The sequence below is a fragment of the Vibrio syngnathi genome (assembly GCF_002119525.1).
Lineage (GTDB): Bacteria > Pseudomonadota > Gammaproteobacteria > Enterobacterales > Vibrionaceae > Vibrio > Vibrio syngnathi.
The window spans coordinates 1364049-1387137 of the sequence record NZ_CP017916.1 but is presented as its reverse complement, the minus strand read 5'-3'; the positions used below and the strand labels follow the sequence as shown (position 1 = coordinate 1387137).

General features: G+C 43.2%; 21 protein-coding genes, 1 pseudogene and 1 riboswitch. Of the genes and pseudogenes, 12 read left to right on the top strand and 10 right to left on the bottom strand.

Features of this window, described 5'->3' with window-relative positions; genetic code table 11:
- Nucleotides 1–131: 131 nt before the first annotated feature.
- Nucleotides 132–1034, bottom strand: coding sequence for a Vmh family MBL fold metallo-hydrolase (locus K08M4_RS06430; protein ID WP_086049254.1), 903 nt, complete (start codon nt 1032–1034; stop codon nt 132–134).
- 177 nt (nt 1035–1211) lie between these two features.
- On the opposite strand from K08M4_RS06430, the gene K08M4_RS06425 reads away from it, so the two are divergent.
- Both K08M4_RS06425 and K08M4_RS06420 read left to right on the top strand, forming a co-directional pair.
- The gene (locus tag K08M4_RS06425) at nt 1212–2105 is read left to right on the top strand and encodes a LysR family transcriptional regulator (RefSeq protein WP_086049253.1); all 894 of its coding nucleotides are present in this window, start codon (nt 1212–1214) and stop codon (nt 2103–2105) included.
- A 128-nt stretch (nt 2106–2233) separates the two neighbouring features.
- The gene (locus K08M4_RS06420) at nt 2234–2635 is read left to right on the top strand and encodes an ACT domain-containing protein (RefSeq protein WP_086049252.1); all 402 of its coding nucleotides are present in this window, start codon (nt 2234–2236) and stop codon (nt 2633–2635) included.
- A 106-nt stretch (nt 2636–2741) separates the two neighbouring features.
- Here the strand turns inward: K08M4_RS06420 and K08M4_RS06415 are convergent, their stop codons facing one another.
- Nucleotides 2742–4628, bottom strand: coding sequence for a methyl-accepting chemotaxis protein (locus K08M4_RS06415; RefSeq protein WP_086049251.1), 1887 nt, complete (start codon nt 4626–4628; stop codon nt 2742–2744).
- 307 nt (nt 4629–4935) lie between these two features.
- Here K08M4_RS06415 and K08M4_RS06410 point away from each other — a divergent pair, with 307 nt between their 5' ends.
- The gene (locus tag K08M4_RS06410) at nt 4936–5637 is read left to right on the top strand and encodes a helix-turn-helix transcriptional regulator (protein WP_086049250.1); all 702 of its coding nucleotides are present in this window, start codon (nt 4936–4938) and stop codon (nt 5635–5637) included.
- A gap of 133 nt (nt 5638–5770) precedes the next feature.
- Complete coding sequence (locus tag K08M4_RS06405) at nt 5771–6130, top strand: VOC family protein (protein ID WP_086049249.1); 360 nt, start codon at nt 5771–5773, stop codon at nt 6128–6130.
- Between the two features lie 78 nt (nt 6131–6208).
- On the opposite strand, the gene K08M4_RS06400 is transcribed toward K08M4_RS06405, so the two are convergent.
- Complete coding sequence (locus K08M4_RS06400; RefSeq protein WP_086049248.1) at nt 6209–6925, bottom strand: DUF1826 domain-containing protein; 717 nt, start codon at nt 6923–6925, stop codon at nt 6209–6211.
- 434 nt (nt 6926–7359) lie between these two features.
- Between K08M4_RS06400 and K08M4_RS06395 the strand changes: the two genes are divergently transcribed.
- The 4 genes from K08M4_RS06395 to K08M4_RS06385 all read left to right on the top strand — a co-directional run bounded on the left by K08M4_RS06395 (nt 7360) and on the right by K08M4_RS06385 (nt 11139).
- The gene (locus tag K08M4_RS06395; RefSeq protein ID WP_086049247.1) at nt 7360–8055 is read left to right on the top strand and encodes a VC0807 family protein; all 696 of its coding nucleotides are present in this window, start codon (nt 7360–7362) and stop codon (nt 8053–8055) included.
- A 421-nt stretch (nt 8056–8476) separates the two neighbouring features.
- Nucleotides 8477–8752, top strand: a complete 276-nt coding sequence (locus tag K08M4_RS06390; RefSeq protein WP_009846966.1) for an HU family DNA-binding protein — start codon at nt 8477–8479, stop codon at nt 8750–8752.
- Between the two features lie 25 nt (nt 8753–8777).
- On the top strand, nt 8778–8921 hold the full coding sequence (locus K08M4_RS22080; protein WP_009846967.1) for a hypothetical protein: 144 nt from the start codon (nt 8778–8780) through the stop codon (nt 8919–8921).
- Nucleotides 8922–9597: 676 nt separating this feature from the next.
- The gene (locus tag K08M4_RS06385) at nt 9598–11139 is read left to right on the top strand and encodes an alanine/glycine:cation symporter family protein (protein WP_086049246.1); all 1542 of its coding nucleotides are present in this window, start codon (nt 9598–9600) and stop codon (nt 11137–11139) included.
- A gap of 632 nt (nt 11140–11771) precedes the next feature.
- Here the strand turns inward: K08M4_RS06385 and K08M4_RS06380 are convergent.
- Together K08M4_RS06380 and K08M4_RS22075 are read right to left on the bottom strand one after the other, a co-directional pair.
- Nucleotides 11772–12506 (bottom strand): chromosome partitioning protein ParA, encoded by a 735-nt coding sequence (locus K08M4_RS06380; RefSeq protein ID WP_086049245.1) that lies wholly within the window; start codon nt 12504–12506, stop codon nt 11772–11774.
- A gap of 193 nt (nt 12507–12699) precedes the next feature.
- Nucleotides 12700–12858 carry a hypothetical protein gene (locus tag K08M4_RS22075; RefSeq protein ID WP_004733573.1) on the bottom strand — a complete coding sequence of 53 codons (159 nt, stop codon included), beginning with the start codon at nt 12856–12858 and terminating at the stop codon, nt 12700–12702.
- A 301-nt stretch (nt 12859–13159) separates the two neighbouring features.
- Nucleotides 13160–13293, top strand: a riboswitch (glycine riboswitch).
- A gap of 128 nt (nt 13294–13421) precedes the next feature.
- Here K08M4_RS22075 and K08M4_RS06370 point away from each other — a divergent pair.
- Nucleotides 13422–14792, top strand: coding sequence for an alanine/glycine:cation symporter family protein (locus tag K08M4_RS06370; protein ID WP_086049244.1), 1371 nt, complete (start codon nt 13422–13424; stop codon nt 14790–14792).
- Nucleotides 14793–15076: 284 nt separating this feature from the next.
- Here the strand turns inward: K08M4_RS06370 and K08M4_RS06365 are convergent, their stop codons facing one another.
- Nucleotides 15077–15712, bottom strand: coding sequence for a LysE family translocator (locus tag K08M4_RS06365; protein WP_086049243.1), 636 nt, complete (start codon nt 15710–15712; stop codon nt 15077–15079).
- Between the two features lie 298 nt (nt 15713–16010).
- On the opposite strand from K08M4_RS06365, the gene K08M4_RS06360 reads away from it, so the two are divergent.
- Nucleotides 16011–17558, top strand: coding sequence for a carboxypeptidase M32 (locus K08M4_RS06360; protein ID WP_086049242.1), 1548 nt, complete (start codon nt 16011–16013; stop codon nt 17556–17558).
- Nucleotides 17559–17632: 74 nt separating this feature from the next.
- On the opposite strand, the gene K08M4_RS06355 is transcribed toward K08M4_RS06360, so the two are convergent.
- Nucleotides 17633–18637 carry a metal-dependent hydrolase gene (locus K08M4_RS06355; RefSeq protein ID WP_086049241.1) on the bottom strand — a complete coding sequence of 335 codons (1005 nt, stop codon included), beginning with the start codon at nt 18635–18637 and terminating at the stop codon, nt 17633–17635.
- A 193-nt stretch (nt 18638–18830) separates the two neighbouring features.
- Nucleotides 18831–19640, bottom strand: coding sequence for a sulfite exporter TauE/SafE family protein (locus K08M4_RS06350; protein WP_086049240.1), 810 nt, complete (start codon nt 19638–19640; stop codon nt 18831–18833).
- 328 nt (nt 19641–19968) lie between these two features.
- Between K08M4_RS06350 and K08M4_RS06345 the strand changes: the two genes are divergently transcribed.
- A complete protein-coding gene (locus tag K08M4_RS06345) occupies nt 19969–20946 on the top strand; it encodes a DUF1852 domain-containing protein (protein WP_029222927.1) in 978 nt (325 codons plus the stop codon).
- Nucleotides 20947–20992: 46 nt separating this feature from the next.
- Nucleotides 20993–22021 carry a methionine synthase gene (locus tag K08M4_RS06340; protein ID WP_009846559.1) on the top strand — a complete coding sequence of 343 codons (1029 nt, stop codon included), beginning with the start codon at nt 20993–20995 and terminating at the stop codon, nt 22019–22021.
- Nucleotides 22022–22126: 105 nt separating this feature from the next.
- On the opposite strand, the gene K08M4_RS22240 is transcribed toward K08M4_RS06340, so the two are convergent.
- Together K08M4_RS22240 and K08M4_RS22235 are read right to left on the bottom strand one after the other, a co-directional pair.
- Nucleotides 22127–22609 (bottom strand): tetratricopeptide repeat protein, encoded by a 483-nt coding sequence (locus K08M4_RS22240; protein ID WP_232460236.1) that lies wholly within the window; start codon nt 22607–22609, stop codon nt 22127–22129.
- Nucleotides 22607–23038 (bottom strand): annotated as a pseudogene (locus tag K08M4_RS22235) (GNAT family N-acetyltransferase); the annotation flags it as partial. The pseudogene K08M4_RS22235 and the gene K08M4_RS22240, both read right to left, overlap by 3 nt.
- Nucleotides 23039–23089 lie beyond the last annotated feature (51 nt).

Here is a 23089-nt window from a genome sequence, read left to right as displayed (position 1 = left end):
TGTATCCGTAGACAAGTCCAATCTGTAGTACCTTCACCGAAAGCCAGACCATCGATATCTCCAGTTGTGTATCAACTTAAATCTAGCACACAATCTTCAAGCTTTTCTGAGATACAACCGAGATAATGAACTTAGTGCCACTCCATCTCACCGCTTAACACTTTGGCACCCAGCTCTAGGTCGCCTTCCGTTGCCTTAAATTGCGGGTAAGCAGTCTTCATGTAATCACTGATATCTACAGACGTTGGATTGCTTGTGCTTGCTAACGCCTTTTCAATATCAGCCACGTAATCCAATGTAAATTGAACGCCATTAGTACCCGTTGGCATTTCACCTAAGTAGTGACCCGGAATGACAACTTCAGGCTCAAGTTCTTTCATACGCTCTAATGATTGTGACCACTGGCTACGAATCTCTTTCGATGCAGTATCTGCCATCCATACATGCACACCGCTATACACCGACACACCACCAAACACGGTCTTTTCAGATGGAACCCACAGGTAAGCTTGGTGTGTATTAATTTCTCTCACTTCGATAGCTTCACCTTCTATGCTCAACGTAGTGTCGTTAAGCACGGTTGGAACAATGATTTTAGACGGTGCGTTGTCTTCTAAGATTGGGCCCCAGTATTCGAGCTTTGCATCTTTAGTGCGTTTGATATGTGCAACAACCGCTTCACTAGCTACGATCTCGACGTTTGGAAACGCAGCCACAATCGGTTCTAAGCCAAAGTAGAAATCTGGGTCGCCGCTGCTGATGTAAACCATCGACAACTCTTTGCCAGTCGCTTTGATTTGATCCACCAACTTTTGCCCATCTGCGACGCTAAATTGCGCATCAAACAAAATCACTTCCTTCTCACCCGCGACCAACACAGAGCTTGCGGGGAATATCGCGTTTTCACCCGGATTGTAATGAGTGATGTTTAGCTCAGTAGCAGAGACTACACTCGATGCAGCTAGCATGGCTCCTAAATTCATTGATCCTAAAAGCGCGGTTCTTGATACAAGGATTTTAGATAACTTTTTCATAGCTTGATTCCGTTATTAAGAGCTGAACGCCTGCCAACTCATTGAGTGTGCAAACATCTTATTTGATTGGATTTAGATGAAATAGACATCAAATCAACTTTCACTGTTGCGATTTTCGGACATATAATAATTTTCCAGTAGCTATTAGATTCAAAAATCATTTGGGTAATAAGAACAATGGATAAACTCGAGGCAATGAATGTCTTTGTCACCATAGTGGAGCGTGGCAGTTTGAGTGCCGCAGCCGAACACCTTGATCTCTCTCGAACCAAAGTCACGCGCTATTTGGGTGAACTCGAAAACTGGATGGACACACGCCTGCTTCATAGAACCACTCGAAGCTTGAGCTTAACCAGTGCGGGGAAAGAGACGCTTGAAGTCGCGAGAGAGCTGCTTGCCCTTGAAGCATCGTTAGCAGGTATCAGAAACCAAAGCCGAGAACACTTGAAGGGCCAACTGCGTATTACCGCGAGTTATTCCATTGTCGACAGTTTCTTGATGGAGGTGATCAGCAGCTTCATCGCTAAATGGCCAGATATCTCGATTGATATCGTTTCTACCGATCAAACGGTCAATCTTGTTGAGTCACGTATCGATTTAGCAATTCGCATTACCAACGAACTGACGCCCAATATTGTCGCTAAGCAGCTAGGTGAATGTCGCTCGGTGATTTGCGCATCTCCTCAATATCTAAAAGAGAAAGGCGCGCCATCAAACGCACAAGATTTAGCGCACCACAACTGTCTGTCATTCAGTTACTTTGGTAAAACCGCGTGGACGTTTAATGGCCCGAACGGATTGGAATCAGTGCCGATTAAAGGGAATATCAGTGCCAACACCTCTGAGGTATTGTTGTCTGCCACACTTAAAGGCAATGGGATCAGCATATTGCCCTTCCCTTCCGTCGAAGGCTTGATACGAGATGGTCTTTTAGTGTCATTACTTCCTGAGTGGCAACCTAAAACACTCGGAGTACACGCTGTTTACGGAACCCGAAAGCAAGTCACTCCGCTGTTAAGAGCCTTTATCGATCATTTATCTAGCGAGATGGGGCAATCAACAAGCTGGTAGACAAGCTCTCTCATTAACGATGCTGATGTGGAATAAGTATTATTAATTTTACTTATGCAGAGCTAAATTCTATCTTGGCTGCATGATCCAACACCATAAACAAACGCGATTACGCAGGGAAAAAGACGATGACCGCCATTACCGATTTAAACATTCTGCTAAAGTCCATGTCACCAGAGCTCATTGAAGGTGATTACGTTTTTTGTACTGTAGACGGGGGATTGGCAGATTATGTTCAACTCGAACCAATCGCGACCTTTCGTGAAAAAGAAGGCTTAACCTTGGTGCTCACTGAGGATGCCGCACGCCAAGAGCAACTCGATTTCGATAGTGTATTTAGCCTGATCACTTTGTCGGTACACTCCAGTCTTGAAGCAGTTGGATTAACAGCGGCCTTTGCCACCAAGCTAGGCTCATACGGCATTAGCGCCAACGTGATTGCTGGTTGTTACCATGACCATATCTTCGTTCAAAAAGAGAAAGCAGACGAAGCAATGAGCGCGCTTAGAGAGTTTTCAGAAACTGATTAATAAAGAATTGTATGGTTCACAGACACAAAAAAAGCGACGTAATCTACGTCGCTTTGACTTATTGCTTAACAATCACTCACTGATCAGGCATCAGTGAGTGAAACAGTTAAGCAAGCTTAAAAGTCGCCACTTTGTCACTTAAACCAGCGGCTTGGCTTTTAAGTTCGTTCGACTCAGTTAAGCTGTCCTGTGCGCCCACAACCAAGTGGTCAGTAACATCTTTAATGGTCGTAATGTTTTGGGTAATTTCACCCGTCACATGCGTTTGCTCTTCAGCAGCCGTGGCGATTTGAGTCGCCATATCACTAATCAAAGCCACCGCTGTGTTGATCTCTTCTAGCGCATGCGAAGCTCGGTCAGCATCTTCTACGGAATGTATTGCCAGTTTAGAACTGCTCTCCATAAGATCAACCGCTTGAGCCGTTGTGCGCTGTAAAACATCAATCGTTGACTTTATCTCTTCTGTAGAAGAGTGAGTGCGTTGAGAAAGCACACGTACTTCATCTGCAACCACAGCAAAACCACGACCTTGCTCACCAGCACGCGCCGCTTCAATCGCAGCATTCAAAGCAAGCAAGTTAGTTTGTTCTGCAATACCTTGAATCGTAGCAAGTACCGTCGAGATCTCTTGAGCATGCTTGTTTAGCTCGCTGATCACATTACCCGCTTCATTCACTTCATTGGCAAGGTTATTGATCGAACCTTTGGTATCCACAACCAGAGCGTGACCGCTGTTAGTGCTTGTCGCTGAATCTTGCGCCGCTTTTGCTGTTTGCTCGGCATGCGATGCAATCTCTTGCGTTGCGCTCGCCATTTCCGTTACAGCCGTCGCCACCATGGTGATCTCTTGCTGTTGATGATTAAGCTCGTCCACCGAACGATTCGCTCGCTGAGTACTTTTCTCAGACTGGTTGTTTAGTTGCTCTGATTGCCCACGAATATGCCCAATCAACTGCTGTAAACTGCCTACAAAAGTGTTGAAGTTCTGTGCTAGTTCTCCTACTTCATCTTGGTTCTCAACATGAATACGCTGAGTTAAATCACCACTACCATTAGCGATCTGCGCTAATGCTTGAGATACGTGGTTCAACGGTCGGAATAGAATAGTACACAAAAGGTTAAACAAAATGGTACATACAATCACGACCAGTAATGTCACTAAAACTTGGCCGAGTACTGCATCAAATAACGGTGCAACCAAAGAGTCATGATTAACAACACTGATGGTAATCAGGTTGGTACCATCAATCGCTCGTGCATACAAAACATAGTCACTGCCGTTCAAATCGATAGAAGTATCTTTACCGCTCACCAACGCCTTTTGTACATCGGAGAAATTCAACCCAAGCGAGCTGATATTCTTGTTCAGTAGCTTAGTATCTGCGTGCGTGTAAACCGTGCCTTTATTGGTCGCGATGAACATGTAACCTTCGCCCGGAAGGATTACCTTTTCAAGGCTATTAAGGATGTCGGTAATTTCTACGTCTGCACCCAACACGACCTGCTGACCATGTAATTGCATTGCGGTACCCAGCGACACAACGTTAGCGCCCGTTGCCGCTGCAACCGTTGGGTTGTCCATGAACACTTTACTTGGATTCGCAACCGCATTGGTGTACCAACCCCATACGCGTGGATCATCATTGCCTGGTGGCAACACAACACCATTCGCATTCTTTTGTGAACCGTCAGGGAATGCCAGGAAGACATTATCAAAAGAGGCAGAATCACGGACCTGTTTTAGGTGAGTTACCAAGCTTTCTTGTTTGGACTCTTTCGAAAGTGAAGTGAGCGCACGCTCTTTGGATAAGATCCAATCCGATACATATTGATTGTAAGAAGCGGATGCCCCCTCTAAGCGCTGTTCAACTTCAATATCTAAACGTTGCAGTGAAGCACGAAAAGACAATACCTCGACCAAAATCCCCCCCAGGATAATGGCCATACTGGCAGAGATCGCCAGCTTATTTTTGAGCGAGAGTTTCTTTAACATAGAAAACCTATAATTTGGAAGTAAAAAACCGCGGCGACAAATTTGTCACCAACACAGTTTGCAAGCACCATTTATTTTACATGTTAAAATAAATAATTAAACGTGCTAACCTCTTGTATTATCGATAAATGCGGGCCAAAAATTAGATCCAGATCAACTCTAGCCGACGAACGACATACGCTAAGGTTGAATAACGTTAATAAGAAAATAAAATGCCGAGCCTTTTGCTTCATTTATCTTAATGTAGATGGCGTTAGTATTCTCAATCCATTAATCTTACAAACTGTTAAGTACTCAGAGTTTTCCTATGTCCCGAAGTCAACGTCTCTTCGATCTGCTCCAATTATTGCGCTGTCATAAATACCCAGTTTCCGCTGACTACTTGGCTAGCGAGCTAAACGTGAGTACTCGCACCATTTATCGCGATGTCGTGACGCTGCAAACACAAGGTGCTGAAATTGATGGTGAAGCTGGAGTGGGTTATCAATTGAAACCTACCTTCACTCTCCCACCAATGATGTTTTCAACGGAAGAATTGGAAGCGTTACGGCTTGGCGCTGAATGGGTCGCCAAGCAAGCCAATGGTGAATTCAGTGAATCGGCTAGAAATGCCATTGCTAAGATTTCTGCGGTGTTGCCTGCTGACCACCAGGCCAAACGCAGTGAAGACATTGTCCGTGTTGCTTCAATCATTGAGGTTGCAGAGTTAACTATTGAACTGTCAGACATCAAGTTGGCAATTAAGCAGCAGAACAAAGCTGAGCTCCATTACACAGACGCAAAAGCTAATGTGAGTTCAAGAATCGTTTGGCCAATGTTGATTGGCTTATTCGAACAACACTATGTCTTGGTCGCTTGGTGTGAAACGCGAAATGCGTATCGGAATTTTAGGCTAGATAGAATAGCTGAATGGAAAATGCTCAAAGAAAAATATCAGCGCCCGCGTCATGACTTGATCAAAGATTGGCAGAACATAGAAGGTATTGCAGATAAAGTGATTCACTACTGACAAAAACTGTCACTAGCACGCGTTATATCTCTCTCAAGCCGAGCGAACTCGATGAAAGTCAAGTTGCTCAGAGACGAAACGAGTTAACTCAGAAACCACATTGCAAATCAAATTGATCAGCCTAGGAGTTATTATGTTTACCATTGATTCATTTGTTCTTTATGTCGCAGACATTCATCGCAGCATGGACTTTTATGCCAAAGCATTTGATTGCGAGCCAAAGCTTTTATCACCCACCTTTGCTGCCCTAGATTTTGCAGACAACGTTAAAATCACCCTCAAGCAGGCTGACGTTCTAACACCAGCAAGTAACATCAAGGGCGGCGGTACTGAGCTTTCTATGCCTATCGCAGATAAAGAAACACTGGAAAATCTTTATCAAGCATGGAAAGAAAAAGGCATTCAGTTTGAACAAGATCCAGAAGAGTCGGTTTACGGCATCAACTTTCTTGCTGTGGATCCAGACGGACACCGTATCCGCGTCTTCGCTTAAACGAATAAGAGCAAGCTGCACTTAGTCGCTTGCTCATCTCATCTCATCTCATCTCATCTCATCTCATAAAATAGCTTATTAGCCGAAATCTAGCGTCAGCAACAATCGCGTCTCGGCAGATGAAGTGACGGGAGAACGATGTACAAGACCCGCATTTTCATTGCCACTCCAACTCTCTCCTTTCAGCAACGCCACATCACCACTCACCATTTGTTGAATATCAGATTCATGAGCATATAAGCCTGAAGCAGAATCGGGTTGCCCGTTGCTTCCACGACCTAACTTTGAACGATCGACCGAGTCATTCTGTAGCCATTGAGTCGCGACACCATGATACGTCGTCACTAAGCGGCAAGGTACTTGGTCAAAATGGAAACGGGGACACATCGCTTTATTCAGAACGGCTAGACGCAGCCCTACGTCTTCAAGTTCGAACAAGCAACAGAACATATCCACTAACTCTGCCATGTTTTCTAATAGCGCTTTAGAAGCCGTTCCGCCTGTCGCAAACTCTAATTTCTCAAAAGCGTTATCGGGTGACAGGCTAATAGACTTACTAAAGTTTGGATTCGACGCCATAAACTCACAAATGGCACTTGTTAAGTCAGCATCAAATGTACGCTGCCAAATCGCGATGTTGATATCGCTTTGGTAGATGTCAGCCAGTACCGTTGGCTGCTCAGAAGTACTAAAGCATGGATCATGATCCACCTGATCCTTGATATCCACAGCTGAACTAATGTTAAGTGGCTGATTATTATGGGCTGCCAAAGGTTTAGTTAACACAGCATTCATTACGTCATCTCCTTGATACATGCTTATCGTTTTTCTCTTACCGACAGGATCGTTATTCTCAGTAAGAGAACGCTTAAAGTTATGTTATAACATAACCAAAACATCGCAAGCAATTTGCCTATCATGTTTCCAATTATATGGAGATGCCTTTGTAGCCTTAGGTGATTTGATGATTATGGATCAAAGCAAAAAACGCGAAAAACTTGGCTATTGAGTTCATAGAAATTGACTCACCAAGCCACGGCTTTCACACAATAAGCCCCAAGTTAGTCCAGAACTCAGACACGAAATTGCTGAATTACCCATAAATAAGCTCTGGGATGTCGTTGATGTCACATGTCGTTACACAGCATGACGTCTTAAGGCTTTACATCTTGAGCGAGGTAAACAACAATCCCTGAGAATAAATCCATAACATAATGTATTTAGAAATTATGAGTAGTACAGAAAACAAAAAATCGAGTCCTCTTTTCGAAGTCGTATTTAACGTCTTTCTTCCTTCATTTATCTTAATGAAGTTCAGTGGAGAGGAACACCTAGGAACTGGCTTAGCACTACTTGTCGCCCTTGCCTTCCCTATTGCTTACGGTGGTATGGAGTTAATCCGCAACAAGAAGTTTAACTTCATTGCGGCACTTGGCTTTATCAGCGTGCTATTAACCGGCGGTATTGGCTTCTTCGAACTCGACACTCGTTGGTTAGCACTAAAAGAAGCATTAATACCCGGCCTAATTGGTTTAGCGGTTCTTGGATCAACCTTCACTCGCTACCCGTTTATCCAGAAAGTTATCTTCACACCGGCACTGTTAAACATATCTCTAATCGAAGAGCGTTTAAGACAGTTCGGTAACCAAGCAGAGTTTAATCGTTGCCTAATGAAGTCAAACTACCTATTCGCTAGTACCTTCGCGTTTTCTTCTGCGATGAACTACTTTCTAGCGACTTGGATTGTCACTAGCCCGGCTGGTACTGCAGCTTTTAATGAAGAATTGGGGAAGCTGACACTTTACAGCTACCCGGCCATCGCTATCCCGAGTATGTTGATGATGTTAGGTATCTTCTACTACATTTGGCGCCAAGTTCGTTCTATGACCTCGCTAGAAACGGAACAGATCTTTATTACTAAGTAGTTTTCGTTACGTTAGCTCCGAGTACGAAACCGCTTCAAATACTCATTTGCTTCAAACGATTGCTTCAAAAAACAGCTAGCTTCAAAAACCAATTGCTTCACAAAAAGTATGAGCCCAGCACACACGCTGGGCTTTTTCGTCTGTTCTGCATGCAGCCAAATATCAACTTTAATTGACATCATGAATTAATTAAAACAAAACGATGCTCATTTTCATGACTCACTGTCCATAACTGGCCGAAAACAGGCAATACTCAATGATTTGCATTGAATGAGGCGTGATATGTTTTTATAATCAACATCGTTTGTTACTTTACAAAGTTCAATCCTAGCAATGACATAACTTCAGTTCATATTGGTAGATTCAAACAACTAGTTTGCAAAAGCTAGACACCATACGAACTCGATAAGGAAATTAAAATATGAACAAATCTCAATTAGTTGAACACATCGCAACTTCCGCTGACATATCAAAAGAGCAAGCAGGCACAGCACTCAATGCACTCGTTGAAGGCATCTCGACTACGCTTGCAAATGGCGATGATGTATCGATCCTTGGGTTTGGTAGCTTCAAAGTAAATAGCCGCGCTGCTCGCACTGGTCGCAATCCAAGAACTGGAGAAGAGATTCAAATCTCAGCGTCAAAAACACCAGCATTTAAAGCAGGTAAAGCTCTAAAAGAGACATGCAACCTGTAAGATAAAAAATACAAGGAAGGTTACGATGACAACTAAGGAAAAAACAAAAACGAGCCGCAGCAAAAAAGCCGGCAAGTCAACCAAAGCACAAGCTGAAGGGCCTAAGGCTCGTCAACGCATTGAAGAACTTCTCGAAGAGCGTGAATTAGCCAAACTGTTAGAGCTATAGTTTGTATTAGAGCTATAGTGTGTATTAGAGCTGTAGTTAAAGATTTACATGATGGTTTGTTGTCATTCAAATGCCACTGCAGATTTGCGGTGGCATTTTAGTATGAAGAACAAGCCCTAGCGCATCAATCCCGAGCCTTGAAAGCCGTTTAACAAGAATGACCAATTTTACTGGGTCACTTCAATATAAGGCGCTTTAACGCCCTCAGCCCCGATTACAACTTCGTCCATCAATTGTTTAAACACCTCTCAAGCATATATCGTACATTCAAACTCGCCGACTTCCCTATCGCCACCCTAGATCATTCACCATACCCATCGCTATAACAGCTACTGCATATACTTTTCCAGCCTAAAAAACACCTGCTTATTCCCAAACAATGACAAAACCCGAACAATTGTAAATTTATTGTAAAAAATTCTTTAAGGGCATTATTTTTGTGTATAGGATTATCAGTAGGACTTGGCAGGCCGAATGCCATAGTCTAATTGGTGCACATACCAAAAGGATATCCATATAAAGCAAGATCAGTACTTATATTTATTTCGTTTTTCGACCTAGCTACAGCCGTTTATGTTGCCGTCGAATGAAGTAGATGAGTCACTGAAACGTAAAAAAACAAATAGAAAAAACACAACAGCAACAAACATAATTTAATAAAAAGACAGGGAAAACCATGAAAAACATACGTGAATTATTTTTTGGGTTTATATTATTATTTAGTTCCAGTGCATTTGCAGAAGAAGGATCATTTAATCAAACTATCAGTAACTTAAGTCAAAGTGTTGATGGTTTTTTCAACGAATACACAGGTTGGTTCGTTGGACTAATATTTAAAAGCGTACCGCTTGGTGAAGCAAACTTCCCGATTATTGTTGGCTGGCTATTGCTCGCTGCGATCATCTTTACTGTTTACTTTGGCTTTGTTCAATTTAAACGTGTCGGGATGGCAATAGACATTATTAAAGGTAAGTACACAGACCCTAACTCCAAACACGAAGGGGAAGTTTCTCACTTTCAAGCGTTAACAACCGCGCTTTCTGGAACTGTTGGGCTTGGTAATATTGCCGGTGTGGGTGCTGCACTCGCAATTGGTGGTCCTGGTGCGACATTCTGGATGATCTTGTGTGGTCTTCTGGGTATGGCGTCTAAGTTCTGTGAATGTACCCTAGGTGTGAAATACCGAACTATCCTACCTTCAGGTGTTGTTTCAGGTGGTCCAATGTACTACCTAAGCCAAGGCCTAAGCGAAAGAGGATTGGGTGGACTCGGTAAAGGCCTTGCTATTGGTTTTGCACTTATGTGTATTTTAGGCGCATTGGGCGGCGGCAACATGTTCCAAGCTAACCAAGCACACGCCATGTTAACTTACGCATTCGATGTACCGAGTGAATACGGTGTGATCACTGGCCTTGTACTCGCTGCTTTAGTTTTCTCTGTGATTGTTGGTGGTATGCCTTCTATCGCATCGGTAACGGAAAAAGTTGTTCCTTGGATGGCTGCTCTGTATATCGGTATGGCTCTGATTGTTATCGGTTCTAATCTTGATCAAGTAGGTCCTGCGTTCAGTGCAATCTTTACAGGTGCATTTACCGGCGAAGGTGTAGTTGGTGGATTCATAGGTGCTTTAATCCAAGGTCTAAAACGTGCGACGTTCTCGAACGAAGCAGGTGTAGGTTCAGCAGCTATCGCTCACTCAGCAGTTAAAACAAAAGAGCCAATCACTGAAGGTCTAGTATCACTATTAGAACCGTTCGTTGATACGGTAATCATTTGTACAATGACAGCATTGGTTATCACTATCGCTGGTCTAAATACGGGTCCATTCGATGGTTCTGGTTTAACGGGTGTAACGCTTACTGCTGCATCATTTACCGAAACGGCAGAAGTGTTCAAATACACACTCGCTCTCGCGGTAATCATGTTTGCGTTTTCTACCATGATCTCTTGGTCGTACTACGGTCTTAAGGCTTGGACTTACCTATTTGGTGAAGGAAAAACGACTGAACTGATTTTTAAAGTGATGTTTTGTGTGTTTGTTGTGATTGGTGCCACGATTCAATTCGGCGCGGTAATCGACTTCTCTGATGCGGCTATTTTTGCAATGTCTATCTTCAACATTCTTGGTCTGTACTTCTTGATGCCTGTTGTGAAGAAAGAACTGCAATCGTTCGTTGCTCGTGTTAAATCAGGCGAAATCAAAACTTACGAGAAGTAGTTTGTAGCAAAATGATATTGTTCTAAAACAGTCACTTCTAGGAAGTTACCCTTTTGCTTGAAAAAGCGAGAACAATAATGCTACTGATCTAGAATCCCTGCCAACTTTGTTGGTGGGGATTTTTTATGTTTGACTCAAGTGAATAGTTTACTTGGGTGCCTTAAGCAACAGCTATCACATATAGCCTATTGCTGATCGAGATCCTGAAGGATTTTGGTCACTCTCACGCTTTGTGATGTTTCTCCATCAGCTCTTTTCGCTAGCGCTTCAATGTCTATAATTTTCGCCTCTTTTTGTGGCGAATGGCAATCATCAAAGCAATAAACTATTGGGCAGTTTTCGCATTCGTATTCATGCATTATATTATCCATCCTTAGACATTTATCGAGTCACGAAGTAATAGTAAACCGCGGGCTTATCCTTGATCGCGACCATTGTGCTGCTTTCCGGTTATCTAAATATGCATGCAAAGTCACCAAGAGCCAACTAGTTGCATATGATAATAAATTTTAGGGACAATTCACAGATTGTCGCGTAGAGCAACGCAAAAACGCCCACATCATTTACATGATGTGGGCGTTTGAGTACCAACAATCAAACAAGTTAATTGCTGATGAGATTAAGTACCGGGCTTATAGACCCATCTCTTCAGTGAGAGTTTTGATCTGCTTGATATCCATGGTGTGAACTTCAATCATTTGTCTGATGTCACTCAAGCGCGAGTTAGCGTTATCCTGCTTCTCACAAGCGTCAGATTTTGCATCCCATGATGTGCCATCCAAGAAAACATCACATGCTTGTTTCAAAGAACCAAGTTTCTGTTCGATGTCATCTCTTTCTTTCTCGAGTTTTTCAAGCTCTTGAGATATCTGTAATTCTTTGCGGAAAAGCTCACGCGAACGTTCAAACAAAGTCGACTGCATATCAGCTTGACGGCTCAACTTTTGATTGTTTTGTTGAGTTTGCTCTAACGCTTGCTTCTGTTCGTTTATTTGCTGTTCTAGCGAGTAGTTCGCCTTCTCCAAAACTGCAGACTGTTTCGCTAAATCTTGAAGCTCTTTTTGATGCGCTTCTTCCTGTTTCACTAGAGCAGCTTCTACTTTCGCATCGATTTCGGTATCAACTTTTGCCACTTTCTCTTCAACTGATGTCACCAACTGCGTTTTGCTATCACGCAGTTCTTGATAACGAGTTTCTAGTACCTGATAAGTGGACTCCCACTTCGAAGCCGTGACTGTAGAACCGATTAAGCCGCCTAACGCCAAACCGATAACCGCAGCAATGCCGATATAGAGCTGACTACGTTTATCACGTTCTTCAATAACAACCACTTCATCTTGTTCGCTTTGTCCAGATTGCTGGTTCACGAGCGGGTACTCCCAAAAATTTGTTTTTACGTTACACGGTCACTGATACTGATACTGACACTGATACTGATACTGATACTGATACTGATACTGATACTGATACAATAGACTCAGTTAAATCTATTGCCCAAGCCAGAAGCACTTGAGCTTTGATAACTCGTTAATACCTACCGATCACAGCTCAAAGATAGGTTTAACGAGTTAACTCTGAAATCATCAGGCTGGCAGTATACAAAAGGAAGCTGCTAACGATAACTATCACTACCCATTTTTGCAGTTTTTCGTTCGTCCGGTAACGAAACAGTACAAATGCCAAAGCCAATAAAAAAACAATCGCTATTAATCGAGTCATAACTCCTCCTTGTTTCTCTATTTTATACCATTTAAATAAGCAAGTTACGTCAGAGACTCGTTGTTTGATCATTTAGTTGAACAACATTTAAGCAAACAGATATTTTGTAGCTGACATCACATTTTATATGATCTAGGATACGCTTACAGATTACCTAAATATTTAGGTAATTGTTCCGATGAAGACTGCAGGAGAGTGGTTTTTAACTAAATATTAACATTTAGTTAGATAAACCCGCCGAAGAAGTAAATCTTTCAGGCGCTTTGTGCTGGAGAAATCCAGAAAAGTGAGGACTGTCGTTGGAGGAACCTCTGGAGAGAACCGTACTACTTTTTTGTAGCAAGCGGTCGCCGAAGGAGCAAGCTTAGTGCCCGTTACTTATCTATAAGTGATTCGCTAAGTGAAACTCTCAGGCAAAAGGACAGAGGAGTGGAAAGCAACAGCCTTAATTAACAAAAGAATTCTATCTAGAAATTCGTATGTATTAAGTAGTGCTCCCGATCCCTGTGATCTGCACTGCCTTCCCTCTTCTCCTTAAATTTTATATTTATTAAGGGGAATCTATGAACCACCTACAAGCTACACTACAAACCATCAACCAATTCGTTTGGGGACCACCACTGCTTATTCTGCTAGTGGGTACAGGTATCTATTTTACTTTTCGCTTAGGCTTACTCCAGTTTAGACACCTTCCAACTGCGCTAAAAATGGTGTTCAGCAAAGACAAATCCGGTACGGGTGACGTATCAAGCTTCGCCGCTTTGTGTACAGCGCTTTCTGCCACTATTGGTACAGGTAACATCGTTGGTGTAGCGACCGCAATCAAGATTGGTGGCCCTGGTGCCCTATTCTGGATGTGGCTTGCCGCTGTCTTTGGTATGGCGACCAAATACGCAGAATGCCTACTTGCCGTTAAATACCGCAGAACCGATAGCAATGGAGAAATGGTTGGTGGCCCAATGTACTACCTGCAATACGGTGTCGGCTCACGAATCTTAGCGGTAATGTTCGCTGTCTTCGCGCTCGGTGTTGCTTGCTTCGGTATTGGTACCTTCCCACAAGTAAACGCTATCTTAGATGCAACTCAGATTTCATTTGGCGCCCCGCGTGAAATGTCAGCGGTTGTCCTCACGATACTCGTGGCGGTTGTAACCCTTGGTGGTATTCAATCTATCGCTAAAGTAGCAGGGAAAGTCGTTCCTACGATGGCGGTGATGTACGTCGTCGCGTGTTTAAGCGTTCTTGTTTCAAATGCAGACCAACTACTGAATGCCATTACCCTTGTTGTGACTTCTGCGTTTACCAACACAGCCGCAACCGGTGGTTTCTTTGGCGCGAGCATCATGCTTGCTATCCAATCAGGCATCGCTCGTGGCGTGTTCTCGAATGAATCAGGCCTAGGTAGCGCACCAATGGCAGCCGCTGCGGCTAAAACAGACTCATGTGTGAAACAAGGGCTTGTCTCTATGACAGGTACCTTCTTCGATACCATCATCATCTGTACGATGACAGGTCTGGCGCTTATCTTAACGGGCGCTTGGCAGACTGACCTTTCTGGCGCTGCAATGACCACTCATGCATTCGCTGTAGGTTTGAATGCTGACACCCTTGGCCCTATGTTGGTTTCTGTTGGCTTAATCTTCTTTGCGTTTACAACAATTTTAGGTTGGAACTACTACGGTGAGCGCTGTGTAGTGTTCTTACTGGGTACCAAAGCAGTATTGCCTTACAAGATCATCTTCATCGCCTTGGTTGCCTCTGGTGCATTCTTAAAGCTCGACATGATCTGGATAATGGCGGATATCGTGAACGGCCTAATGGCAATTCCGAACCTAATCGGACTGATTTTGTTACGCCACGTTGTTATCGAAGAAACAAAGCTATTCTTCAAACCGTTAACTTCTTCAAATGACTGTGAAGCAGTTAAAGCATAATTATACCAATCGTAGTAAATAACTGCTCACCCTAGCTTGTTAAAAATCTCGATAACTTCGTTAGAATTTTTGATTGTAGAATAACTACTTATCGAAGCTACTTGTCAAAAAGAGCTGCCTCGTTCTCAAGCTTTTTTTCTACGCTATTTTTGATCACTTACTTACTGTGATTGGTATTAGAATTGAGCGATCAAAAACGCCCGCAATGATGTGCGGGCGTTTTATTAGAAAACCAATGGCTATGTGCCAATGACTTAGAATTCAATACACTAGGTTACTATGACTTAGCTAGGTTCTTCCATTAAAAGCTTCACACCAAGTCCCACTAACACCATACCCGTCACGCCTTCCATCCACTTCATAAAGCTCGCATTCTTAAGCAAGTTTTTAGCGGAGTTAAGAGCCCCAGCCAAACTACATTGCCACACCATAGCAATCATAAAGTGTACCGAAGCCATCAGCATAGATTGCAATAAAGGCGAGCCTTCAGGGTTTACAAATTGAGGTAAAAAGGCCAAATAGAAAACCGCGGTTTTGGGGTTAAGAACGTTAGACAAGAAGCCTTCACGCAAAGAACGCTTTGCACTGTATGCTTGCTGAGCTTGTTCACCTACCTTCAAACCGCCACCGTTTTTCATCAACGCTCGTAAACTGCTTAAGCCGAGCCAGATCAGGTAAACCGCACCCACCATCTTAACGGCTTGAAAAAGTTCAGCGGATTGAGCGAGGATTGCAGAAATACCCACAGCAGAGAAAAACGCGTGTACATAAAGGCCGCTACAAATACCAAAGCTGGTCATCACACCGTCAGATAAGCCAGAACGGCTAGTATTGCGAATTACCAATGCCGTATCTAAACCCGGCGTTAGCGTTAAAATAGTGATGGCAATCAGAAATGCCTCAAAGTTCAAAATATCCATATCATTGTCATTCTTGTTCAGCGATCTGTCATCAATACCGTGTATCTGAACAATTCGCAAGCAACAATTGCCACCAGCTATACAACTCACTGATTTTGTGCACAATAGAACAGTTTAATTTGTTAAGAAATAGTAAATTCAAGGCATCGTACCGCCTCATGCTTTTCTCGCTCTATCTTCGACTACGAAGGTCAGCGTCTTTTAAAAGTAGAGCCATAATCAAAGTAAACGAGAGATGAACCTTAACGCTGACGCAGTCCTAAGGTTCATTTAAAGAAACCAAATTAAGAGTAGTCAAATGAGCGCATTCAAAAAACTAGTCGAACACTCTCAAAAATGTTCACGCTTTCAACACCTAGCCTCTATTTGTGGTTGGGACCAAGCTTCAATGATGCCTGCAGGTGGTAACCAAGCTCGAAGTGAAGCAATGGCCGAGCTTTCGGTTCATATTCACGGGTTGATGACGCAACCACAGCTTGGCGATTGGATTGCAGACGCTGAAAGCGAAGCGCTAAATGGCGAGCAACAATCGTCTCTGCGTGAAATTAAACGCCAATGGCAACAAGCAAACTTATTGCCAGAAAAACTGGTTGAAGCGAAATCTCTAGCGGGTTCGAAATGTGAACATGCATGGCGCAGCCAACGTGGTAACAACGACTGGGTTGGATTCGAAAAGAACTGGCGTGAAGTGGTTGAGCTATCTCGTGAAGAAGCACAGATCCGCGCCGACGCAGCAAATCTAACGCCTTACGATGCGATGCTGGATATCTATGAACCGGGCACCAGCTCAGCTTCTCTTGATATCTTGTTTGCCGACGTTAAGACATGGCTACCAAACCTGATTGACGAAGTCATCGAAAAACAGTCGAGCGAGCAATTTAATGCGCCATCTGGGATCTATTCGACCGAGAAACAGAAAGCACTTGGTTTAGAAGTCATGAAGCTGCTTCAGTTCGATTTTGAACACGGCCGACTAGATGAAAGTGTTCACCCATTCTGTGGCGGCGTGCCTTCAGACGTGCGCATCACAACCCGCTACGACGAAGCGGAATTCGTTCAAAGCTTAATGGGCATTGTGCATGAAACAGGGCACGCACGTTACGAACAAGGCTTACCAAAACACCTAGCAGGCCAACCAGCGGGTGAAGCGCGCTCTATGGGCATCCATGAATCTCAGTCTTTGTTCTTCGAGATGCAAGTCGGCCGCAGCGATCCATTCATCGGACACTTAGCAAACTTGGCTGGCCAGCAGTTCTCAGGCTCAGAGTTTGAGAAAGAGAACTTCCAGAAGATCTACACTCGCGTGAAGAAAGACTTCATCCGTGTCGATGCTGATGAACTGACCTACCCTGCACACGTTATCTTGCGCTACGAGATTGAGCGTGACTTGATCAACGGCAAGATCAAACACACCGACGTTCCAGAGTTATGGAATACCAAGATGCAGTCATACCTTGGCTTAGGCACTCAAGGCAATTTCACTAATGGCTGCATGCAAGACATCCACTGGACAGACGCCAAAGGCAAAATGTCTACTACAAAGACGCACAACTACAAAAATGGCTGTATGCAAGACATACATTGGACTGATGGCGCATTTGGTTACTTCCCATCTTACACACTAGGTGCGATGTACGCGGCGCAGTTCATGGCTTCAATGAAGAAAACGGTTGATGTGAACTCAGTGATTGAAAGCGGTGACCTATCTCCTATCTTCACTTGGTTAGAATCGAACATTTGGAGCAAAGGTAGCCTGCTGAGCACTGATGATTTGGTGAAAGGTGCAACCGGTGAAACTTTGAATGCGCAATACTTCAAAGACCATTTGAGAAGGCGTTACCTATAATTTTCTATTAGTCAGCAGAAAAAAAAAGGCTGAGCAGATTATCTGACTCAGCCTTTTTACTGTTGAAAACTAGATCATTTATCGCCAGTGAGCATATCGAAGAAGATCTGTCTCGACTCTGGGGTGTTGTCTCGATGAGTTTCGTATTTTATATGCGAATTGGCATCAACAGATTTTGATAACTTGATACTCCAAAGTGCTTTCATTTGATTCGGTACAATTGAGTATCGGACGTCGATAATACGCAACTCGTCCGTTGGGTCCTGAGCAATATAACCATTAGAGAACCAGCGGAAGCGTTCAATATCTTCGGCTTGTTGCGAATCAGGGTCAAGCCAAGGTAAGTCCCTGCTAACGTTCAGCTTAGCGACCGACTCTCCTGGATATACGTTTACCGATGTACCAACCCGCACTGCGTCTACATGATAATGAGCCTCTGTTTCGTACACCACTTTCCAAACTAAGATATTCGCAAAGCTTGGTTTTGCCTCTAATCGAATCGGCGTATGTTGTCTTTGTTCCGCTAATTGCCACCCAATCGCCTCTGCCCTATCTCGCTGAATCATCCCTAATGTTGGGTAAACCAAAGCCCAAGCAAATGCGACACGTGCTAGCCAAGGTGCTCGTTTCAACGTTGCAAACACAAGCAAAACTAAGATGGGCAGCGTATAAACAGGATCGATAATTGATATGGTATTCCAAGCAAAACGCGCATTAGTCAAAGGCCAAAGTAACTGCGTGCCATAAGTGGTACAAGCGTCTAACAGTGCATGAGTGCCATAACCCAGAGCGCAAAACAGCCAGCTTTGTTTGAAAGTAAGCCCGCGCCTTTTTGCAATCAGATGATGCAGAACCAAGGCACAGATCAAACTGCCAATGGGGATAAAGAAGAGTGAATGGGTAAATTGCCGATGGAACTCCAAAGCCAACAAAGGGTCATTTTGAGACTTAATCAGTGCATCTAAATCTGGAGCCAACCCGGAGAGCAGCCCTAATACACCAGCGACAACTAAATGCTGTTTTTTGCTTGCCGACTGTGACAAAGAAGCGCCTAGCACGCCCTGTGTTAAAGGATCCATAAATTACTCATTGATAGCGTTTTATTGAATAGAATAAACTGCAAGCTTTATCAATATACTCATATACATAGAGCTATAATCATAGACTGATAAATAGAAAAAGAGCAGTTATAAAGCTGCCCTTTTCTAATTATAGGTTGTCGATTAATTTATTCGTTTTTGCTCTCTATAATCATATTTAAACAATCTTTAATTAGCGAGCTACCATACTTACTGCGATAACAACCAACAGTACTGAGAAAATCTTCTTAATCGTTGGAACCGGTAAATGGTTGGTGGCTTTTGCGCCTAACGGAGCTGTAAACCAAGAGGTACATACGATACCCAACAGCGCAGGCAGATAAACAAAACCAGCAAAACCGTCTGTTAGAGCAAAGTGGCTGCTGCCTGAACTGATGTAACCTACCGAGCCAAACAAGGCGATGACAATGCCACAAGCCGACGCGCAACCAATGGCTTTCTTCATATCGACTGAGAAGAACGTCAATAGTGGAACCAACAATGCACCACCACCAATCCCTATCATGGCAGACAAGCCACCTGTAATGGTTGTTAGAACTGTTAGTACGCCCTTGTTTGGTAGTTTTCGTTCCTTAGGTGCGTCATTTTTGCTGCTTAAGAACATCTTGATCGCAATCAAAACCACACTCACGGCGAACACAATACGAACGACTTTTTCTGGCAACAGGGCTGCCATAAAACCACTAACCAACGCACCCAGAGCAACACCCAACATGATCCAAGGTGCCAAATCCCAAGGCACGTTTCCATTCTTGTGGTGAGCAAGCGCAGAAGAAGTGGAAGTAAATAGAATCGAGGCCAAGGAAGTCGCAATCGCAGCGACAACAACTTGGTCAGACGGTAGAACTTCTAAATAAAGTAAAATGCTGCTTAACACCGGAACAATGATCAGCCCTCCGCCAATCCCTAACAAACCAGCTAGAAACCCAACACCACTGCCTAATAATGCACAGTATAAAATCAACAACAGCAACTCACTCATTTCGTCCATCTCTTAATTAAATTAATTGTCTTAAATAACACACTATTAATGTGGTTATATTTCCATCAAGCCAATTAATATAACTGACACCACCTAATATTTTCAAACATAATAGATCATGAATATTCCTCATGTTGATTGTGAAAGAATACCATTGTTAATCATTTATCGAACCAAGTATAAAAATACCAAGCGATTAACTTAATACCGTATTAAATTTTCATACAGTATTGCCTTCAACTATTAATCCGGTCACAAGCAAAAATAAAAGCTATTTTAATTCTAAAGACCGAGAAAGTCAGACTACAGATTGGGATATCAGATCAACATGAATACAGAATTTAATTTTACAATTAAGAGCATTAGCCTCGACGAGAACTATCAACCTGCGGACAGCACACGTATCACCACCAACTTCGCTAACTTGGCGCGTGGTGACAGCCGCCAAGCAAACTTGCGCAATGCACTGCAGATGATTGACAACAGTTTCAACGCATTAGCACACTGGGACAACCCAAAGGGCGACCGTTACTCTGTAGAGCTTGAAATCATTTCTGTTGATATGGACATTGAAAGCAACGGCGAAGCATTCCCTTCCATTGAAGTACTGAAAACTAATATTCTAGACCGTAAAACTAACGAGCGTATTGAAGGCATTATCGGAAATAACTTCTCTTCTTATGTTCGAGATTATGACTTTAGCGTACGTCTATTGGATCATAATAAAGGCCAAGAGAAATTCAGCATTCCAGAAGATTTTGGGGATTTACACGGCAAGCTTTTTAAATATTTCGTTAACTCTGACGCTTACAAAAAGAACTTTAATAAACCACCGGTTATTTGCTTAAGCGTGTCAGATAATAAAACCTATTACCGCACTGAAAACCAACACCCAGTATTAGGTTTTGAATACCAACCGAATGAGTCTTCTTTAACTGAACAATATTTCAAGAAGATGGGCTTACAGGTTCGTTACTTCATGCCGCCAAACAGTGTTGCACCTCTAGCTTTCTATTTCTTTGGTGATCTACTGAACGATTACTCAAACCTAGAGCTTATCAGCACCATCAGCACCATGGGTACATTCCAAAAAATCTACCGTCCTGAGATTTACAACGCGAATGCCGTTGCGGGCAACTGTTACCAACCAAACTTGAAAAACTTGGATCACTCGCTAACTCAAATCGTGTATGACCGAGAAGAACGAAGCAAATTAGCTATCGAACAAGGTAAATTCGCAGAAGAGACTTTCATTAAGCCATACCAGTCAGTTCTAGAGAACTGGTCTGCCAACTACGCGCTTTAATCGAGCAATTACGCTCTTAAATCACCAAGGATAGGCAGTATTAATTATGAAAACATTATTACCGACTTCAACAGCAGGCAGCTTACCTAAGCCATCTTGGCTAGCACAGCCAGAGACACTTTGGTCTCCATGGAAACTGGAAGGCGACGAATTAACCGACGGCAAACAAGATGCGCTACGTGTGTCTCTTCAAGACCAGCAACAAGCTGGTATTGATATTGTGAGTGACGGCGAACAGACACGTCAGCACTTTGTAACAACCTTCATTGAACACCTGAATGGCGTGGATTTTGAAAAGCGTGAAACCGTTAAAATTCGCGACCGTTACGATGCGAGTGTACCAACAGTCGTTGGCCCTGTTTCTCGTCAAAAATCGGTTTTTGTCGAAGATGCTAAGTTCTTACGCCAGCAAACGGATCAACCAATTAAGTGGGCTCTACCGGGGCCAATGACCATGATAGATACGCTTTACGACGCGCATTACCAAAGCCGTGAAAAGCTAGCATGGGAGTTCGCAAAAATCCTTAACGAAGAGGCAAAAGAGTTAGAAGCGGCTGGTGTTGATATTATTCAGTTCGATGAGCCTGCGTTTAACGTATTTTTTGATGACGTGAATGATTGGGGTATTGCTTGTTTAGAAAGAGCCATTGAAGGGCTTAAGTGTGAAACGGCAGTTCATATTTGTTATGGCTATGGCATCAAAGCAAATACGGATTGGAAAAAGACACTAGGTACCGAATGGCGCCAATACGAAGAGGTATTTCCTAAGCTTCAGCAATCGAATATCGATATCATCTCATTAGAGTGTCATAACTCTCATGTTCCGGTTGAATTGCTTGAGCTTGTTCGAGGTAAGAAAGTGATGGTCGGTGCTATCGATGTTGCAACCAATTCTATTGAAACACCAGAAGAAGTTGCCGACACTCTACGAGAAACACTGAAGTATGTTGATGCCGATAAGCTCTACCCGTGCACCAACTGCGGCATGGCGCCCCTTCCTCGTGAAATTGCCTCAGCTAAGCTCAATGCGCTAAGCGCTGGCGCAGAGATCGTTCGTAAAGAACTTTCAGAGTAACGGTTTAAACTCAAACCAAAACTAAAACCGAATTCTTGAAGCCTAAGTATCCTATTGATGCTTAGGCTTTTTCTATATTAGTACATGATCTTTATAAGCAGCGGCTTACAAGGTTTTATCTAAGTCTTGAGCATATAAAGAGATCGCGCGTTGGTACTCTTTAATCGCCTCGCTATTAGTCGTAGATACCAAAAGCTCAAGTAACAGCGACGTCGCGTCTTTATGGCGACCCAAATTGTACAAACACATTGCGTAGAAAGGTTTCACCTCTATCGAGTCAGGATACTCAGCCATAGTCTGTTCGAAATAGCCTAAAGCCTCTGCATAAAGACCAAGGCTTCGATAAGTACTCGCCAAACCGAACAGCGCATCAAACCGCTCTACTGAAGAAAGCACGCCAGACAGAGATAGCACATAGTGCTCAATCGCCTGTCGCTCTTTACCTTGATTATCGTAAGACCACGCGATCTGCAAGTGCGCTTTCGCGGCATAATTTTCATCAGTGAGTAGCGTTGCCAACAAGTCACGTGACTCCTGGTACTTCTCTTCTTTTCGCAATTCGATTGCTTGTTTGATAATGGTGTCCATAGTTCTTCCTAAAATCAGTTCCATTTCAACGAGTCCTTTCACTTCAGACAACTGAGTAAAACCTTTTGATTGATAAAGCTTAATGGCGGGATTCTCACTGAACACGCGCAACACTAACTGAGCCGATGATTGATTGTTCGCATGTTCAATAGCTAAATCGAGACACTTAGAACCAAAGCCTCTACCTTGATACTCAGCTAATATCTGCAAGTCCCTAAGAAACGTTGTATCACTAGTGTAACTGAAGCGAATAACACCAATACGGCTATCCCCCACATAAACTTCATAGTTATCCAGTTCATCCCAGCTACGTAAAAACTGACTATGACCCCAAGCGATGCCACGCACTTGATAGTAACTGGTCATATTCGTTTTGGTGATCGATTCAGCGAACTTAGGGTCTGAGGCTTTGACTAACCTTACTTCCATACTCTGTCCTTGTTTTTAAATCACACCTGAGTACGGCATTGAGAAATGCCA

Excerpts from the sequence above, each read along its gene's own strand:
- K08M4_RS06360 (WP_086049242.1), top strand. The coding sequence starts at position 16,011 with ATGAGCGCATTCAAAAAACTAGTCGAACACTCTCAAAAATGTTCACGC.
- K08M4_RS22240 (WP_232460236.1), bottom strand. The coding sequence starts at position 22,609 with ATGGACACCATTATCAAACAAGCAATCGAATTGCGAAAAGAAGAGAAG.
- K08M4_RS06355 (WP_086049241.1), bottom strand. The coding sequence starts at position 18,637 with ATGGATCCTTTAACACAGGGCGTGCTAGGCGCTTCTTTGTCACAGTCG.
- K08M4_RS06405 (WP_086049249.1), top strand. The coding sequence starts at position 5,771 with ATGTTTACCATTGATTCATTTGTTCTTTATGTCGCAGACATTCATCGC.
- K08M4_RS06365 (WP_086049243.1), bottom strand. The coding sequence starts at position 15,712 with ATGGATATTTTGAACTTTGAGGCATTTCTGATTGCCATCACTATTTTA.
- K08M4_RS06385 (WP_086049246.1), top strand. The coding sequence starts at position 9,598 with ATGAAAAACATACGTGAATTATTTTTTGGGTTTATATTATTATTTAGT.
- K08M4_RS06430 (WP_086049254.1), bottom strand. The coding sequence starts at position 1,034 with ATGAAAAAGTTATCTAAAATCCTTGTATCAAGAACCGCGCTTTTAGGA.
- K08M4_RS22075 (WP_004733573.1), bottom strand. The coding sequence starts at position 12,858 with ATGACTCGATTAATAGCGATTGTTTTTTTATTGGCTTTGGCATTTGTA.
- K08M4_RS06415 (WP_086049251.1), bottom strand. The coding sequence starts at position 4,628 with ATGTTAAAGAAACTCTCGCTCAAAAATAAGCTGGCGATCTCTGCCAGT.
- K08M4_RS06400 (WP_086049248.1), bottom strand. The coding sequence starts at position 6,925 with ATGAATGCTGTGTTAACTAAACCTTTGGCAGCCCATAATAATCAGCCA.
- K08M4_RS06395 (WP_086049247.1), top strand. The coding sequence starts at position 7,360 with ATGAGTAGTACAGAAAACAAAAAATCGAGTCCTCTTTTCGAAGTCGTA.
- K08M4_RS22080 (WP_009846967.1), top strand. The coding sequence starts at position 8,778 with ATGACAACTAAGGAAAAAACAAAAACGAGCCGCAGCAAAAAAGCCGGC.
- K08M4_RS06350 (WP_086049240.1), bottom strand. The coding sequence starts at position 19,640 with ATGAGTGAGTTGCTGTTGTTGATTTTATACTGTGCATTATTAGGCAGT.
- K08M4_RS06370 (WP_086049244.1), top strand. The coding sequence starts at position 13,422 with ATGAACCACCTACAAGCTACACTACAAACCATCAACCAATTCGTTTGG.
- K08M4_RS06420 (WP_086049252.1), top strand. The coding sequence starts at position 2,234 with ATGACCGCCATTACCGATTTAAACATTCTGCTAAAGTCCATGTCACCA.
- K08M4_RS06340 (WP_009846559.1), top strand. The coding sequence starts at position 20,993 with ATGAAAACATTATTACCGACTTCAACAGCAGGCAGCTTACCTAAGCCA.
- K08M4_RS06425 (WP_086049253.1), top strand. The coding sequence starts at position 1,212 with ATGGATAAACTCGAGGCAATGAATGTCTTTGTCACCATAGTGGAGCGT.
- K08M4_RS06345 (WP_029222927.1), top strand. The coding sequence starts at position 19,969 with ATGAATACAGAATTTAATTTTACAATTAAGAGCATTAGCCTCGACGAG.
- K08M4_RS06410 (WP_086049250.1), top strand. The coding sequence starts at position 4,936 with ATGTCCCGAAGTCAACGTCTCTTCGATCTGCTCCAATTATTGCGCTGT.
- K08M4_RS06390 (WP_009846966.1), top strand. The coding sequence starts at position 8,477 with ATGAACAAATCTCAATTAGTTGAACACATCGCAACTTCCGCTGACATA.